Origin of the sequence: Breznakia pachnodae (assembly GCF_030814225.1) — a bacterium.
In the GTDB taxonomy this organism is placed as follows: domain Bacteria; phylum Bacillota_I; class Bacilli_A; order Erysipelotrichales; family Erysipelotrichaceae; genus Breznakia; species Breznakia pachnodae.
Genome location: NZ_JAUSUR010000001.1, coordinates 332,908 through 350,919, shown reverse-complemented (window position 1 = coordinate 350,919; position 18,012 = coordinate 332,908). Strand labels below are relative to the sequence as shown.

The 18,012-nt window shown below is 34.4% G+C and carries 12 protein-coding genes; all 12 read left to right on the top strand.

Annotated elements, in window-relative coordinates:
• Nucleotides 1-124 precede the first annotated feature (124 nt).
• The 12 genes from J2S15_RS01760 (at nucleotide 125) to J2S15_RS01705 (ending at nucleotide 17,981) form a co-directional block, all read left to right on the top strand.
• The gene (locus J2S15_RS01760; RefSeq protein ID WP_307404885.1) at nucleotides 125-2,449 is read left to right on the top strand and encodes an HAD-IC family P-type ATPase; all 2,325 of its coding nucleotides are present in this window, start codon (nucleotides 125-127) and stop codon (nucleotides 2,447-2,449) included.
• A 39-nt stretch (nucleotides 2,450-2,488) separates the two neighbouring features.
• Nucleotides 2,489-2,971 carry a phosphatidylglycerophosphatase A family protein gene (locus J2S15_RS01755; protein ID WP_307404883.1) on the top strand — a complete coding sequence of 161 codons (483 nt, stop codon included), beginning with the start codon at nucleotides 2,489-2,491 and terminating at the stop codon, nucleotides 2,969-2,971.
• An 8-nt stretch (nucleotides 2,972-2,979) separates the two neighbouring features.
• Nucleotides 2,980-3,387, top strand: a complete 408-nt coding sequence (locus J2S15_RS01750) for a DUF6568 family protein (protein ID WP_307404881.1) — start codon at nucleotides 2,980-2,982, stop codon at nucleotides 3,385-3,387.
• Nucleotides 3,351-4,166, top strand: coding sequence for an AAC(3) family N-acetyltransferase (locus tag J2S15_RS01745; RefSeq protein WP_307404879.1), 816 nt, complete (start codon nucleotides 3,351-3,353; stop codon nucleotides 4,164-4,166). Before J2S15_RS01750 ends, J2S15_RS01745 begins: the two co-directional genes overlap by 37 nt.
• A 218-nt stretch (nucleotides 4,167-4,384) precedes the next feature.
• Nucleotides 4,385-4,948 (top strand): signal peptidase I, encoded by a 564-nt coding sequence (gene lepB / locus J2S15_RS01740; RefSeq protein WP_307404877.1) that lies wholly within the window; start codon nucleotides 4,385-4,387, stop codon nucleotides 4,946-4,948.
• Nucleotides 4,949-5,013: 65 nt separating this feature from the next.
• Complete coding sequence (locus tag J2S15_RS01735) at nucleotides 5,014-6,351, top strand: RNA polymerase sigma factor (RefSeq protein ID WP_307404875.1); 1,338 nt, start codon at nucleotides 5,014-5,016, stop codon at nucleotides 6,349-6,351.
• Nucleotides 6,352-6,376: 25 nt separating this feature from the next.
• Entirely contained in the window at nucleotides 6,377-11,350 is a 4,974-nt protein-coding gene (locus J2S15_RS01730) for a dockerin type I domain-containing protein (protein WP_307404873.1), read from the top strand.
• Between the two features lie 132 nt (nucleotides 11,351-11,482).
• Nucleotides 11,483-13,048 (top strand): hypothetical protein, encoded by a 1,566-nt coding sequence (locus J2S15_RS01725; RefSeq protein WP_307404871.1) that lies wholly within the window; start codon nucleotides 11,483-11,485, stop codon nucleotides 13,046-13,048.
• A 60-nt stretch (nucleotides 13,049-13,108) separates the two neighbouring features.
• On the top strand, nucleotides 13,109-16,207 hold the full coding sequence (locus J2S15_RS01720; protein ID WP_307404869.1) for a dockerin type I domain-containing protein: 3,099 nt from the start codon (nucleotides 13,109-13,111) through the stop codon (nucleotides 16,205-16,207).
• Between the two features lie 30 nt (nucleotides 16,208-16,237).
• Nucleotides 16,238-17,368 carry a YdgA family protein gene (locus J2S15_RS01715; RefSeq protein WP_307404867.1) on the top strand — a complete coding sequence of 377 codons (1,131 nt, stop codon included), beginning with the start codon at nucleotides 16,238-16,240 and terminating at the stop codon, nucleotides 17,366-17,368.
• Entirely contained in the window at nucleotides 17,368-17,511 is a 144-nt protein-coding gene (locus tag J2S15_RS01710) for a hypothetical protein (protein WP_307404865.1), read from the top strand. Before J2S15_RS01715 ends, J2S15_RS01710 begins: the two co-directional genes overlap by 1 nt.
• Before the next feature lie 14 nt (nucleotides 17,512-17,525).
• Complete coding sequence (locus tag J2S15_RS01705; protein WP_307404863.1) at nucleotides 17,526-17,981, top strand: DUF1307 domain-containing protein; 456 nt, start codon at nucleotides 17,526-17,528, stop codon at nucleotides 17,979-17,981.
• The last annotated feature ends 31 nt before the right edge of the window (nucleotides 17,982-18,012 follow it).

The following is an 18,012-nucleotide window of genomic DNA, read 5'->3' as shown; positions in this document are numbered from 1 at the left end:
AGTAAGTAAACAGTGAGAAACTATTAAGATTATAATTATAATTAAGAGGATTGCCGCTCTTCCTACAACGGTTTTATGATTATTTTTGATGAGGTTTGTGGTACTAATATAGGTAGGTGGTATTATGGTACGTTATGATCCAAAATTAGATCATGGATTAACAAACAAACAGGTAGAAGAACGAAAAAGAGACAATTTAATCAATGCTTCTGACATAAATGAAACTAAATCTTATAAAAAGATTATCACAGATAATCTTTTTACCTTATTTAATTTTGTGAATTTGGTGTTAGCTTGTATTATTATTCCAACAGGCTCTTTTAAGAATTTGTTGTTTTTAGGTGGTGTTGTTTCCAATTTTGTAATTGGAACATTCCAAGAAATAAGAGCAAAAAGAACACTTGATCGAATATCTTTGATTGTGTCTTTGAAAGCACATGTTATTCGTGAAGGAGAGCATCTAGATATTCCAGTAGAAGAAGTCGTCTTGGATGATTTACTGGAGATAAAAACAGGCGATCAGATTGTCAGTGACAGTGTTGTACTCGATGGAGTTGTTGAAGTTGATGAGTCTTTACTTACAGGAGAAAGCGATTTTATAAAGAAAGAGGTAGGAGATTTCCTATACTCTGGAAGTTTTGTGGTAAGCGGTTGTGCATCAACAAGAGCGGATAAAGTAGGTAATGATAATTATGCTGCCAAAATCACACGTGATGCTAAGAAGTTTCAACGTTATCCATCTCAATTAAGAGATTCATTAAATGCAATTATCAAGGGAATTGGGATTATGATTATTCCACTAGGAGGATGTTTATTCTTTCAAAGCTTTGTCGTAAATGGAAATGATTACGCGACATCAGTATTAAGTGTGTCAGCAGCGCTTATTGGGATGATTCCAGAAGGATTAGTAATCTTAACGAGTATTGCATTAGCAGTTGGAGTTATGAACTTAGCCAAGCAGAAAACGTTGGTACAGGAGTTGTACTGTTTAGAAACTCTGGCGAGAGTAGATACCCTTTGTCTGGATAAAACAGGAACGATTACAGAAGGTTTAATGGAAGTAAAAGAAGTTATTAAGTTTAGTGATGATAATATTGAAGAAATTATGAAGAATTATTTGTATATTACGAAACCGGATAATCCAACTTCATTAGCTTTATATGACTATTATGATACGAGTGAGACATTTACATTTGTATCTAAAATACCATTTTCGAGTAAACGTAAATACAGCACAGTAAGCTTTTCTCATGCTTCTTATGTGCTTGGTGCATATGAGTTTATTGTGGAAGAAAATATCCATCATAAAAATGATATCGAAGCATTAAATAAGCAAGGTTATCGTGTCATTGCTTTAGCGAAATCATCTAAGCAGATTGGTGAAAAATTACCTGATGACTTAGAAGTAATTGCGTTGTTTGGTCTTGTTGATAAAATTCGTGAAGATGCTAAAACTACGTTATCTTATTTTATGGAACAAGATGTTTGTCTAAAGGTTATTTCTGGAGACAATCCAAAAGCAGTTAGTCAGATTGCCAAACGTGCAGGTGTAAATAATGCGGAAGCATTTCTGGATGTGCATAATTTAAGTGATGAGCAAATTGATGAGCTTATTGAAGACCATACAGTATTTGGACGAGTAAGTCCACAACAGAAGAAATTAATGGTAGAACGATTAAAAGAACATGGACATATTGTAGCGATGACTGGAGATGGTGTAAATGATGTATTGGCATTTAAGGCAGCAGATATCAGTATTGCAATGGCAAGTGGAAGTGATGTAGCAAAATCAAGTGCAAATCTGGTACTGTTGGATAATAACTTTGATGCAATGCCTCATGTATTATATGAGGGGAGAAGAGTTATTAATAACATTGAAAAAGTAGCAACCCTGTTTCTAACAAAAACCATCTTTTCTTCCATTCTTGCATTCTTTGTTTTATTTACAAATATGAGTTATCCATTTGTGCCAATCCAGTTAACGATGGTTTCCTCACTTACCATTGGAATTCCAGGGTTTATATTGGCACTGGAACCAAATCGTGAGCGGGTAAAAGGAGAATTCTTAGAGAATGTATTAAAGGTTAGTTTGCCCTCAGCAATAAGTGCAGTAATCTCTTTAATTTACTGTATGCTATTATATCGTTTTTCTGATATTTCCAGAGAAGTGATGGTTCAACTTGCAGTACTTACTTTGTGCTTCAATGGAATGATTGTGCTAGTAAAAGTGGCTCGTCCATTTACGCCACTACGTACAGCATTGGTTGTAGTTATGGGAATAGGTTTAGTCGGTTGTCTGCTATTCTTCTATGATTTCTTTGGGATGAAACCACTAATTGGACAACGATTAATTTTGCCAATGCTTATCATTGTCGCAATATTATTGGGAGTTTCGTATATTGGCAGAAAAATTGTAGAGCAGATTTATAAAATAAAGCGAAAGAAATAGCCAGTATCGTGTATAATATAAGTTAGGAGCAGTGATATTATGTTTGAACGTTGTGTAGCCTTATTAAAAGAAAGAGGCGTAGAAATTAGTGATATTGTAGATTGTGTTTTTTATCTGCAAAGAGATCATGTAACAGACCATGATGAAGCTGCAATTACAGAAACTGTATTGCAGGTAATTGAAAAAAGAGAAGTACAGCATGCGATTATCACCGGTATCTGTTTAGATATGATGAGTGAAAAGAAAATGCTGATTGATAAAGAGTTAGAAGATATTCTAAATCGTGATGAAAGTCTGTATGGTATTGATGAAGTTCTTGCATATGGAATCTGTAATTTATATGGATCTATTGCATTAACAAACTTTGGTTATATTGATAAAGCAAAATATGGAATTATTAAGAAATTAAATGACCATATGGATAACAGTGAAGCCTGTCATACGTTTTTAGATGATATCATTGGGGCAATTGCGGCAAGTGCTGCAAGTAAAATCGCTCATAATCAAAAGGTGAAAGAATGAAATGAGTAATGCTTTCATTGTTACTTGTCTGTGTTTTGGTAGGGTGTAGCAGTAACAAAACAACTGCTCAGCATCAAACTATTGAAGCTAGTGAAGTAATTGAAAAAGTTACCAATCAGGAAACATTTGTATTGTTGATTACCAATGATGATTGTGATCCATGTACAGAGTTCCATGATAAGACAAGCAATAAATTATCAAAAATAAATAAGGATTTGTATGAACTGAATTATTCAAGTGTAGATGCTAATACTAGTGATCAGCTGAATCAGGTCTTGAGTGACTATTCTTCTTGGCCAGTACTTATGTATATCCAAAATGGAAAATTATATGAAAATGGTGTTTATGAATATTCATTAGATCCGGAAGGGTGGGAAGAATGGTTAATCGAACAAAATTTACTACCTCAAAATTAATACAGGATAATTTAATTACCAAAGAGGATCTGATTGAACATTTAAAGGGAATTGGTATTCAAAAGGGCATGGTTGTATACGTGCAGTCATCTTTGGAATATTTTTCTTATATCTGTGGTGGAAATCGCACCCTTATAGAAGCATTACAGGAAGTTGTTGGATATGATGGTTGTATTGTCACAAGTGCTTTTTCCAGAAAAAACATTGACCCTTTGAATCGTGATGTTGATAAGTTTAAGCCTTATCAGATTGAAGTTGTGCGTGATGCAATGCCACCGTTTTCAAAAAAGTTAACACCTAGTAATAATAAACTTGCAAATCAGATGATGCGTCATGATGGGGTATATCGTTCCAATCATCCAACCCATTCATTTATCGCATGGGGAAAATATGCAAAACTGATTTGTGATAAACAACCACTTCATTTTTCTTTATCAAAAGATTCGCCATTGGGGAAACTTTGTGAATTAAATGGATTTGTATTACTCTTGGGAATCAAGTATGAAGGTGCTGATATCTTTAAAGTTGGTCGTGTCAATGATAGCGATACACCGATTCGAATTGTTACCAGTCCAATTGAAAGAAGAGGGAAAAAGAGTTTTATCAGTATGCTTGAATATGACTATGGTAATAAGGATATTACTGGTATTCAGCAGATGTTGGAAGAGCGTCAGATTGTAAAGGAAACCTTTATTGGAAGAGCTCGCTGTCGCTTGTTCAATGCGAAAGAAGCACTTACTCTTTCTAGTGGGTATTTCCATACCCATACAAAAGAATGAGCTAATAAAAATTTATAAATAATGAAATCGTTTCTCACTGAGGACGATTTTTTTCTTGTTGACTTTCTATTAAAATTAAGTAAATCTATAAATAAGAAACAGAAACTTAAGATTGCAAATCAAAAAAATGGAGTTTCGTAGCAATTTTCATTTATCTTTTATTAGAATCATTATGATGAGATAGAAGGCAAATGAAGGTCATTGGAGGGAAAAGAATAATGAAGGGTAAAAAAAGAATCAAACAGGAATACATCATACTGATCTTAAAAGTAATCATCATTATCAGTATTCTAATTTTTTTAGTTATGCGCTTTGTATTTGCATCGGTTCACATTGATGGAACGAGCATGGAGCCAACGCTAAGAAATAATGAGTATGGGATTGCAAATCGCTTTGTTGTTAGTGAAGAGACAATTACTCGTTTTGATATTGTTGTGGTTGATGAAGAAGATGAAGGACAGATTGTTAAGCGTGTAATTGGTTTACCAAATGAAACGATTCAGTATAAGGATGATACACTGTACATCAATGGTCAATTAGTGTTAGAACCATTCCTTGATCAAGATTATATTGAATCCCATACGATGGAACATAAAATACCATTTACAAGTGACTTTGGACCAATTACCCTAAAGAAAGATGAATACTTTATAATTGGGGATAACCGCATGAATTCTAAGGATTCACGAGCATTTGGACCAATTAAAATTGATTCTATTATCGCAAAAGATATTATTATTCTTTACCCATTTGACCAGATTAGAATAGAGAACTCTAAATAATTTTAAAATTATTGGAACCTTTTTTCAATTTCATTCGCCACTTATGTTAGAAAGGATGAAAAAATATGAGTAGGTTAAGAAATGAGGAGATTCAAAAATTTCTAGATGGAGACGATAGTATATTTCCAGAAATCTTTGGTAAGTATCAAAATAAGATTTATTATCTTGCAGTAAATATATTGCATAATGAAGCTGATAGTGAAGAAGCAATTCAAAATACTTTCATTGAAGTTATCGCGAACCGTTCTGCTTTACGGGATGTTCGTGCTTTTAATGTTTGGTTATATCGAATTGCATATCACAACACTTTAGATATTTATCGCAAAAACAAACGTGGTGCATTTACCAAAGATGGAGAATCCATAATAGAAAATTACTCTGATAAAAAAGGTGACTCAGGTGATGCGGTGAGAAAAAAGACAATTTTGGAAGCAGTACAAAAAGAAATTGATGGACTTCCTGAAGACATGCGCGAAGTTTGCCTATTAAGATTTGTAGGTGAATGTAGCATTGAAGAAATTGCAGACATTATGGGTGTTCCGGTTGGTACTGTAAAGAGTCGTTTGCACAGAGCTAAAAAACAGCTGAAAACAGGTTTATCCAATCGTCAGGTTACACCGGCAGTATACTTGTCATTTACGTTTACTCCACTGATGTTCAAATTATACAATTCATTGGTAGCACAAGAATCAATGGATCCAAATTCAAGAGCAAAAGTTGCACGTGTAATTGAAAATGCAACAGGAGTTACAGCGGGTGTGGCAGCAGTTGGTACTGGGTTGTTTACAGGGTTTGGTGCATCTATTATAAGCGTTGGTTTAATTCTGGGAGCATTTGGAACTTATACATTTTTAAACCCAGCTGTGGAGGCAGTTTCAAAACCGGTAGCCCAATTAAAAGATATCGGCTATCTTAAAGAATTAACAAATGAAGACTTACAGATCGTTTTGTCATTTGATGAACAACCGGATATAAAAGATATCAAGGTAGTGTTGAGTGATAGCGAAGAAGAAATTAAATTAACTAATGAAGATGATTATAATTATGCATTTATCGTGAATAAGAATGGAACTTATAATGTTCAGTATCGCGATGTATCGCAAGAACTTGTAATCGACAATATTGACAAGGAATCTCCAGTTTTAACTAGTCTGACAAAAGAAGACGGATTATTGAAGATATTGGCTAGTGATAACTTGTCTGGAATTGATTTTGAAAAATCTTATGTACAAGAGGGAGACAACATATTTGGTCTTATTCAGATTGGAACCAGCAGTGCATATTTAGAAGATGCGGTTGAAGAGGAAGCCAAGCTGTATTTGTATGATAAGACGGGGAACTACCAAGTATACAAAATAAATTCAAAAGAAGTAAGTCTTATAGACAGCAATACTGTTAATTAAGCATATAAAGAAGGGAGTACTAATTTTGGCAAAAAGGAAAAAGGTAATTAGTGGAATTAAGAAAAGTTTCGTTGCCGCAGTAGCTGCATTTATTGCATTAAGTGTTGTAAGTGTACCTGCTGTTAAGGCAGAAAGTGAAGATGTCAGTTATAATCTTCAAACAAATGTCAGTGATGATCAAAAATCAGTAGAAGTAGTTTTTGAATCCTTTCCAAATAGTAATGATGTTGAAATTTTAGCAATTGGAAATCCTGATGGAAGTATTAGTGAAGGAAGTTCAACAAGTTATATTTCAACCGAAAATGAAATATTGACATTTGTAATCAACTATAAAGTATACGAGGAAGAAGAAGGAAAGATTAAAGAAATTAAAAGAACAAAAGAAGTTGAATACGAAGTAAATCAAATTGTCAGCGAGAATACAAATGAACAATCAGTAGAGGCATTTAGTGAAATAATGCCATTATCAAACAGTTCATGGAGTTTCAGAAATGACTTTAATATCTCTTCAACAACAGGAGGATTAAAGTTCATTGATGACTATACATTAGAGTTGGGGAATAAGTATGCTGAGTATTACAGTTTTACTTATAAGAAGAATGCGAAATGTCTGTCATTGTGTGGAACGGCATTCTGGGAAGGATGGTATGCTAAATTTGCTGCTGTATCAAAACAACCTGTAGATTTCTCTAAAGGTTTTACAGTGAAAAATATGTTATCATCAAATACTACTTTAATGGGTGATGGATTTACGATTGGTTTTCAAACGAATCCAAATCTAACATATACATATTTACCAGGTGGTGCGATGGGTATCTATCGTTTTGACAAATACTATGGAGCACGTAATGGGGTTATATTTGAAGTTGATTATCATGATAATGATAATGAATTTGGTGATTCAGGGTTAGGTAAGAATCACATTGCGATTCATAAAACAAACCAATATGGAGATGTAACAACTCCAGTTGCTTATACAAAGAATATTACGCATACACATCAAATGACAGTATTTGATGTGGAGTGGGTAGTTACCGATGAAGCGACTGGGACTGGAACATTAACATTCAACTATGGTTCATATTATTTAAAGTATGAAAACTTTAGACCACATGAAGTGTTTGGAGGAACGGTGAATAATCCAACTCCTGCATATTTAACATATAGTGGTGTATTATTGAAAGATTATGGATCAAATAATAAACCTTTCCAAATTCAATTGGCAAACTTTAATTATAACAATGATGAAGTAAGTGCTAATAATGGGTTTATTACAGAATCACAAGCAAAAGCATTAAGTAATACAAATGGATTAATTCCATATAACAATGCAACTGCAGTTTCTAAGAGTGGAGCAAGTGTTACTCCAACTGCAACAACAGCATCTTGGAATGATATTAAAGCTGGAACAATTGGAACATATGATGTAACTTATTCTTATGGAGATGCATCAACAACAGTAAAGATTAATGTTGTAAAAGATGGTTCAATTATTTCACCAAATAAAGACTTTGCATTATTTGGAGTCAATGCATCACTTTCACAAATGGAAGCACAGGCATTAACATCAGTGAATTCTTTATTAACAGTTCATGAAGCAACTGTAACGATGGCTGATGGAAGCAGTGCAACAGCAAATGTGAGCAATGCATCATGGAATGCAATTAAAGCGGGTACAGTTGGTAGATATACAACAATTATCTCATATGGTACAGGAGCAAACTATACTGAGAAACAACTTACTCTGTCAGTAGTGGAAGACCAAAAGCATGTAGTAAATGCCAGCAATGGATTTATTACGCAAACACAGGCAAAATCAATTAAGACAATGTTTGATTTTATCCCATATAACAATGCAAGTGTTACAACAAATCAAGGAACAGCAGCAGCTCCAGATAGTGTCTCAACCAATTCATGGAATGACATTACTGCTGGAACCATAGGAACATATGATATTACTTATGCATATGGAAGTGGAAACGTTCGTGGTGAAAAGACAGTAAAATTAAATGTAGTGAAAGATGGGACTGTATTCCCACCAGACAACAGTTTTGCACTATATGCTAGAAATGGGTTCATTAAACAAAGCGAAGCAAAACTGCTTACTGATTCAACCCAATTAATTCCATACAATGATGCTTCAGTAACATTGAGTGATGGAACAGCAGCAACACCATTAGTGAGTGTAAATAACTGGACAAACATTACTAGCGGAACAATTGGAAGTTATGATGTAACGTACTTGTATGGTGCAGGTGCAAATCAAAAATTTAAAACAGTAAAACTGAATATAGTTGAAGATGGTTCAGTAGTGCCACCAGATCACAGTTTTGCATTATATGCAGAAGATGGATCGATTTCACAGACACAAGGAATGGCATTAACGACACAGGCACAACTAATTCCATACAACAATGCAAAAGTAACATTAGCAGATGGTACTCGTGCAGAACCAACTGTAAATGCATCAACATTTAGTGAAATTGTTGCAGGAACTGTAAAGGTTCACCCTGTAACATATAGTTATGGAAGTGGAAGTAATCAAGTACAATTGCCAGTAAATCTTACAATGACTGCAGATAAAAAACATGTTATTAATGCGGAAGATGCATTCATTTATGAAACACAAGCAAAAGCATTAACTCATCAGGATCAGTTGATTCCTTACAATACAGCAAGTGTTACTACCAATACAGGTGGAACAGCAGCTCCAGTTGTAACAACAGGTAGCTGGGCAAATATTGTAGCAGGAGTACATGGTTCTTATGATATTACTTATAGTTATGGAACAGGAATAACGCAAGGTACCAAAACAGTATTACTGACAGTAGTACCAGATGGAACGGTTTTTCCTCCAAGTAAAGACTTTGCATTATATGCAGAGAATGGACTAATTAATGTGGAGCAGGCAAAAGTTCTGACATCACAAACAGATATGATTCCTTATAACTCAGCTTCAGTTATCTTGAAGAATGGTACACATGTTCAACCGAATGTAACTACTACTTCTTGGGTAGCGATTAATGCTGGTATTGAAGGAACATACCCTGTAACTTATAGTTATGGAAGTGGCAGTGATTATGTAAGTAAAACAGTTGATTTAACTGTTACAAAAGGTATCACACCACCAAGTCATGACTTTGCACTGTATGCAAGAAATGGATTTATCTATAAAACACTGGCTCAAAGCTTAGGTGTACAAACGGATATGATTCCTTATAATGATGCTTATGTAACATTAAAAGATGGATCTTATCTAGATCCACAGGTTGCAACATCATTCTGGTCACAAATCAAAGCTGGAACAATAGGTTCTTACGATGTGACTTATGCTTACACACAAGCAAGTGAATCGTTGAGTACAACAGTGAAATTAAATGTAATTGAAGATGATTCTATTATTTCACCTAACCAGGATTTTGCGATTTTTGCGAAGAGTGGAATTATTCAACAGTCAGACGCACAGGCATTACTAAACCGCAATGAACTGATTCCTTATAATAAGGCAACAGTAACATTGAGTGATGGAACAAGTGATACACCTGTCGTAACAGCAACTAGCTGGCTAGCAATTCGTGCAGGAATACTAGGGACATACTCAGTTACCTACAGTTATGGAAGTGGAAGCAATGAAACTTCGAAGACTGTAAACTTGAGAGTGGTACCAGATGGTGATGTATCACCTGAAAAAGACTTTATACTTTATGCATCAGATGGATTTATATCACAAGAAGATGCAAAAGCTATTACTGCACAAAAGGATTTAATTCCTTACAATAATGCATCAGTTATCTTAAGTGATGGAAGTGATGCAGTCCCTGGTGTATCAACAACAAGTTATGCTGATATCAAAATGGGAAAATTAGGAACATATAAAGTAACTTATCGTTATGGAAGTGGTTCAAACCAAGTATCGAAAACAGTAAATCTAACTGTACATAATGGAACTGTTTCACCAGAAAAGAACTTTGTGTTAAGCGCGTACGATGGACTTATCTCACAAAGTGAAGCAAAAACATTAACTGCGACAACCGAGTTAATTCCATTTAATAAAGCATCTGTAGTGAAAAAAGATGGAACAACGGATGTACCAACGGTTACGATGCTACCATTTGACTGGTTAGCTACAACAAGTGGTATTAAAGGTTCTTATCCAGTACTTTACAGTTATGGAAGTGGAAGTGACCAAGTACAGAAAACAGTTATGTTGACTGTATACGAAGATGGTGGAGTGGTTTCACCAGAAAAAGACTTTGTATTGAATGCACGTAATGCAGTTATTACCGAAAGTGAAGCAAAAGCATTAACTGGAATCAGTGAATTGATTGATTACAATAATGCACGTGTTACTTATGCAAATGGTACAACTGCAATACCAAATGTTTCATCAACGGATTATCCAAGCATTAATGCGGGAATCATTGGAACATACAATGTAACTTATGATTATGGAACTGGTGATAATTTCACGATGAAAGTAGTAAAAGTTACAGTAGTAAGAGACGGAGCAATCATTTCGCCTGAACGTGATTTTGCAATTTATGCAAACAGTATTTCATTAACTCAGGAAGAAGCAAAAGCTCTTGCGAATAAGGAAGCATTGATTCCATTAGCACAAGCAACAGTTTACTTCGCAGATGGCACAACAACTGTACCAACGGTTGCAGTAGATGATTGGTCTGACTTGAATGCTGGAACACCAGATAATTATGAAGTAGATTTTGCATACAACGGACTTGTAAAACAAGTGCATGCAGAAGTTACTCAACAATACTATGTACGTCATATGTTTGACTACGATAGAAATGGACGTATAGATATTCTGGATCATGTTGAATTCACTAGTTATATGAGTGGTTCAAGAACAATTACAAAAGAGATTTTGTATATGAGTGATTCTAATGGAGATGGAAGGATTGATATTTTAGATTTGGTTGAAATAAACCGATTCATTAGTGATCCTACATTACCATTAATAGAAGTACATATTCCAATCTAAGAATTTAAGAGATGCAAAGAAATTTGCATCTTTTTTAATTTTTATGGAACCTTTTCTTAATTAAGTTCGCCCATGTAGATAGAAAGGATTTTTTATATTCATATTTGTTTATATGAAAAAGAGGAGGTTAATATGAATTTAGGAATACAAAGTAAAAAAGTCAAGATATTTGGTATTGTGGCTTTGGTAGCAGCAATTGCAGTTCCTGCAGTTTCGGCTTTACTACCTACTGATACAAAAGCAGATAGGGTCGATGGTGAGCCAATGTTCGAAATCATGCCAATCCATACAGTTACCAGAAATGACGGTGGGGGAGCATATGGAACTCACGAGAAGGCTAGTTATGAGGAAAATGGAATTCAATATTTTCGTGATGGAGATATCATAGAAGTTACTATTGCACTTCCAGCAGAGCATGGTTCAATTGCTTTTCAGGATTGTGTAAATTATGATAAATCAAAAGTTACATTATTGTCAGGTTATTATGATATTCGTTCAACGTTATCAAGAAATTACATTGATGCAACTTGGTCAACTCAGGTATCTGCATTAAACAATGATCCAGAACATATTTTAGTTTATGGAACAACTGCAGATTACACAAAAGGTGGAGAATTTGACGGAGGAGTCTTAGCAAAAATGTATTTCCGAGTTCTTCCAGGTGTAGAAACAGCTGAGGGAACAGCGATTACGTTTAATTTCTCACAGTTCCAAACAGCTGGATACTCAAATGGAGCACGTGTTTATACACATGCAGGATATGATGCGAATCGTGATGCTGAAACAGCATACTTCATTCCTGCACCAATTACAGTAACTGCAAAAACACCAGGTAATGGTGGTGGTGAAGAACCTAAATCAGTTGCACCAACATTAGATATTAGTGAAAGCAATGTAGCTATCTTCGAAGGTGATTTATTCGATCCATCTGCATATATTAAATCTGCAGCATGTGAGAGCGATGCTACTATTGATGCTAGTTCAGTGGTTATTAGTGAAGGTACTGGTACATTTACTAAACATCAACCAGTTGAAGGAAGTTATGTATTTAAATATACAGTAACAAACGATGCTGGTGATACGACTGAAAAGACTTTGACATTATCAGTTGCAGCAAGAACATATACAGTTAAGTCAATTGATACAGCATCGAAAACAATTGTATTAGATGCTGGAACTTCAAGCGCTAAGTTGGAAGAAAGAATCAATGCACTTAAGGGTGAAGATTTTGATGTAACAATTGAATGTAATGATGGAAGTACATTTGTGGTTCCAGGAAAAGTATTATCAGGAACTACAGACACTTATCGTGTAGATGAAAATGATAATCTATTAGCACAAACGTTTAATGTGAATTTTAAACTTGCACTACCAATGATTTCTTATGATACAGATGGAAATCGTGTAGTTACTCCATACAATGGTAATCCTTCATTTGCAAGTAATGTAGGAACTGGAACGGCAGATGTTACTGTAGCGGTTTCAATCACTGGTGATGGTGATAACTCGAATCAGGGAGGAAACACAAACAAGCCAAGTGTTGATAACACTGGTAATGCAGCAGGAGGAACTAAGAAACCATCTACGGCAGCAGGAAGTGGTGCTGATACTGGTGATACTACAAATGTTCCATTATTAATATTTACTGCTTTATTAGCAGCAGGAGCAATGATTACATTAAAAATTAAGAAACAATAAAATAACTTAGGGAGGAAAGGTGTTATTAAACATCTTTTCCGCGTTGTAGAGAGGAAAAACATGAAAAAAATATTTAAGTTAGTTGTCGCTGTTTTTATAGCAGTAACATGTGTAGCACCATTACAAGGTATAATGGCTGCACCAGATGACCCAGTAGATGCTATTCGTACAGTTAGTAGAAATGATGGCGGTGGTGCATTAGGGACACACAAAAATGCAAGTTATGTAGAAAATGGAGTTCAATATTATCGTGATGGCGATATTATTGAAGTTAAGATTGATTTACCTGCAGATACAGACACGCAGGCATATCAACAAGGGATACGTTATGATTCAACAAAATTAGAATTGTTATCAACGAATTATGATATTCAACAATCGATTGATAAGCATTATCTTCAACAAGATTGGACAGGATATGTTTCAAGACTTCATAATGATCCAAATACAATTTTGATTTATGGTGGTTCTAATAACTATACAATTGAAAGTTCAAAAGACAAACAAGGTGGTACATTGGCAAAGATGTATTTCCGTGTTAAAGACGGTGGAGAAACAACTACTGGAGAACCAGTTGTATTTGAATTCCCACAATTTCAAACAGTAAAAAATACTGATAATGGAAGAATTTATACACATATAGGTTATGATCCAGCAAGAGATAGTGAAACAGCATATTACACTGCTCCTGCTCAAACCATTTATTTAAAGAAACCAACAGTAAGTTTTAATGCAGAAAATGGATTTATTAAACAAAGTGATGCAAAGAACTTAGCAAATGCAAATGAATTAAAACCATACAACAATGTTTCGGCAAAAATGACTGATGGTAGCAGTGTGGATGTAGCTGTAAATGCACCAAAATTCACATCGATTAAAAATGGAGAATTAGGATCTTATGACGTTACTTATTCATATAACCAGGGTGGTAATACAGGAAGTAGTAGTGTAAAACTGAGCGTAGTTAGTGATGATGCAATCATTTCACCAGAAAAAACATTTGCATTGGATGCAAAATCAGCATTTATTACACAAAGTGATGCAAAGGCATTAGCTGATCAAAATGCACTTATTGGTGTAAATAAAGCAACAGTATTACTTGCTGATGGAACTTCAGCAACACCAAATGTATCAGCAGCAAGTTTTGCTTCAATCAAAGCGGGTACACTAGGTACATATGATGTAACTTATTCTTATGGTAGTGGAAGTGATACTGCATCAAAAACAGTGAAAGTGACAGTTGTAAAAGATGGATCAATTATTTCACCAAATGAAGATGTTAGTTTATATGCAGAAAATGGTTTCATAAAACAAGCGGATGCAAAAGCATTGGCAAGTAAAGATGCACTGATTCCATATAACAATGCAGAAGTAGTATTGCTTGATGGTTCAAAACCAAAACCAACTGTAGATGTTAGTTCTTCAGAGTGGTTAGCAATAAATATTGGAACTGTAGGTTCGTACGATGTTCTGTATTCATATGGTAGTGGATCAAACGCAGTTAATAAAAGAGTAAAAATTACAGTAATCAAAGATGATTCTGAAATATCACCAGATAAGAAAGCAAGTATATATGCACAAGACGCTGAAATCAGTGAGACTGAGGCAAAAGCATTAACTGATGTAAATGCCTTAATTACTTTGAATAACGCATCTGTGACATTATCTGATGGTTCTGTGCTAACACCAGTAATCAGTGCACCTGATTATGCTAAAATCAAGGCAGGAACAATAGGGAATTATCATGTTGAATATAGTTATGGTAATGGTGATACATATGTTTCTAAGACAGTAACTTTACGTGTTGTTGAAGATAAGAAGCATGTGATAACAGCAGAAGATAAAATCATAACAGTAGACCAAGCAAAAGCGTTAAATGCAAAAGAAGATTTACGTACTGTAAATAATGTTTATGTAACAGCAATTGATGGAACACATCCAAATGCTGTTGTTGAAACAAATGATTGGACAGCAATTAAGGCTGGAACATTAGGTAAGTATACAATTACATACAGTTATGGAACTGGCGATAAGTTAGTGACTACAACTGCAAATGTAGTTATTGTGGAAAATGGATCAATCGTTAATGACAAGGCATCATTATTTGCAAAGAGTGCGTTTGTTACAGAATCTGTAGCAAAATCATTTACAGTGAAAGAAGACTTGATTCCAGTGAACCAAGCAAAAGTAACATTAATTGATGGAACAAATGCTAATCCAACAGTACAAATAAACTCAGCTTACTGGAACCTATTGAAAGATGGAGAACTAGGAGTTTATGAAGTAACTTATTTACACGGATCAGGTAGTGATTTATTAAGTAAGAAAGTAAATACAACAGTAATCAAAGATGGTTCAGAAATTTCACCAAATGAAGAAGTGAGTTTATATGCTAGCAATGCATTCATTCAATCAAGTGATGCAAAGAAACTAGTAAACAAAGAACAACTTAGAACTTACAACAAAGCATTAGTTACACTTGTAGATGGATCAACAGCAAATCCAACAGTAAATGTATCTGCACAAGATTGGTTAGCAATTCAACAAGGTAAAATTGGATCATACGATGTGTTGTATTCATATGGTAGTGGTCAAAGTGAAGTTAATAAAATTGTGAAAATTGTCGTTGTTGCTGATAATCCAGAGATTTCACCAAATGAAAAAGTTGCTTTAAATGCAACAAATGGTGAAATAGCTGATACGGATGCTAAAAAAGTAACTAAAAAAGAAGATTTAATTCCTTATAACAATGCCGTAGTTACACTGGAAGATGGAACTACAGTTAATCCTGAAATTGCAATTTCAACAAATAACTTAAATGCAATTAAGGAAGGAAAATTAGGGAAATATACGATTGTTTATTACTATGGTGCAGAGGGAACAGACAACTATGTTGAAAAAACTGTAACATTAGAAGTGGTTAAGAAAACAGAAGAGAGACTGTTATTTGATTATGATAAGAATGGCCGTGTTGATGTATTAGACTTTACAGAGTTCAAACGTATCTTCTCTGATCCAGGGTCAGCAACTTCGGTTGAAATACTCTTATCAGACGCTAATTCAGATGGGCGTGTAGATGTAATTGATTTAAGTGAATGTCAATACTACTTATCAAACCCAACAGTTACTCCACCTACGATATTAGTTCCAATACAGTAGACAATAATTACAAGGGAAGGTTAGTGAGGTATGAAAAGATTGAAAAGAATGACAAGTATAATTTGTTTTAGTATAGTAGCGTTGATACTGGGTAATAGCCCAGTATCAGCTTTACATTATACAGAAGTGCCTAATAATGTTGCACAACAAAGACTAATTAATACGATAACTTACGTAGAAGGTGGTTCTGCGCCTTTTAGCGAGAATGGGATAACTTATTACAGTGGTGGTAATATTATTGAATTATCAATAGCGTTACCTGCAAACACTTATTCAATTGGAATCACTGAAATAGTTACCTATGATCAGAGTCAACTAGAATTGATCACTTCTTTTAGTGAAATAAGAAATACATTATCTCCAGCATTTACAAATGCAGACTGGTCATCATATGTATCCAAATACAATGGAGCAGATAATCAGATACTGGTTGTTACATCAGCGAATAACTACCATAATTCAGTAGACGTAACGGGTGGAACAGTTGCAACGATGAGGTTTCGCGTAAAAGAACAATCACTTACAACTAATGGTACCAATATAAATATTAATCTCCAGTATAATATTGCTGGAGTAAAAGCGGATGGAACAAGAACCTATATTCATGCAGGATACAACCCAGCAAATGATAATGGAACATATCTTGTTGCAGCTCCTTCTATTACATTGGCAGCACACAAAACTCAGGTTGTGGTAACACCACCAGTTGAACCGAAACCACCGACACCTACGCCAACGCCTACACAGCCGGATCCTGTTGTACCATCTCAACCATATGAACCAGATATTGAGTATCATCCAGATATTGTGAGAGAGATTGTTGAAGAGGCAATTAGCGAAGAAAAAAGCATAGAGATAATGGAAGTTATCAAGACAAAAGAATATTCATTTGATGCTTTAGATGAACGTCTGAGTGGCAGGAATACATTTCAAAAAATCATACAATTGTTTATTGGGGATAAAAAAGCAGATACGGATAAATATAAGTCATTTAGTTTTGCAGGAAATCCTGAGAATGAGGTTGCTGCAATGGTACAGACACATGTAACTTGTTATGTGCATTATATCTTCATAGGATTAAGTTTCTTAATGTTGATTGCTACATATGTTTATAAAAAATATTTAGAAACAAGAAATAAAGTCTTGTGGAGGAATTCATAATGAATTGTCAATATGATGTAATTGCACTTATATTATTCTTTGCTACTGCATTAGGGTGTATGTTCTATATTTCGAAATTAAAAAAGCAGTATAAGAATACAGAGAATTTGCATGATGAGTATGGGAAGTATTTCAAAAAATAGGTAAAGGAGTTATGATGAAAAGGTTATTAGTATTAATTATTATGAGCGTGGCAGTTATCAGTGCCTGTTCTTCAAGTGATAAAACAACAACATGCAAAATGAATTTAGGGGATGAGGAAGTTATTGAAGTATCAATAACAGTAACCTCAGATGATGATAAAGTTAGTAAAATTGTAACTGAGAATATTGTTGATTTAAAGAAGTCGGCTGATTATACAAGTGCTGATGAATTAGAAGAATTTGGAAAAGAATTAACTGAGGCATATAAAACAGTTGATGGAGTCACTTACTCATATGAAGTAAGTAAAACGGAATTTAAAGATACATTAGAGGTAGAAGTTACAGATAAAAACTTTGACAGTTTGAAAACCAGTGGGTTGTTGAGTGGTTATGTCGAAGGTGAAGATAAAAAAGTTAGCTTAAAAACAGTAAAAGAATATTTGGAAGATAGAGAAATGGAATGTAAATAACTGTTCTATAAGTATAGAAAAAGCAATGGAT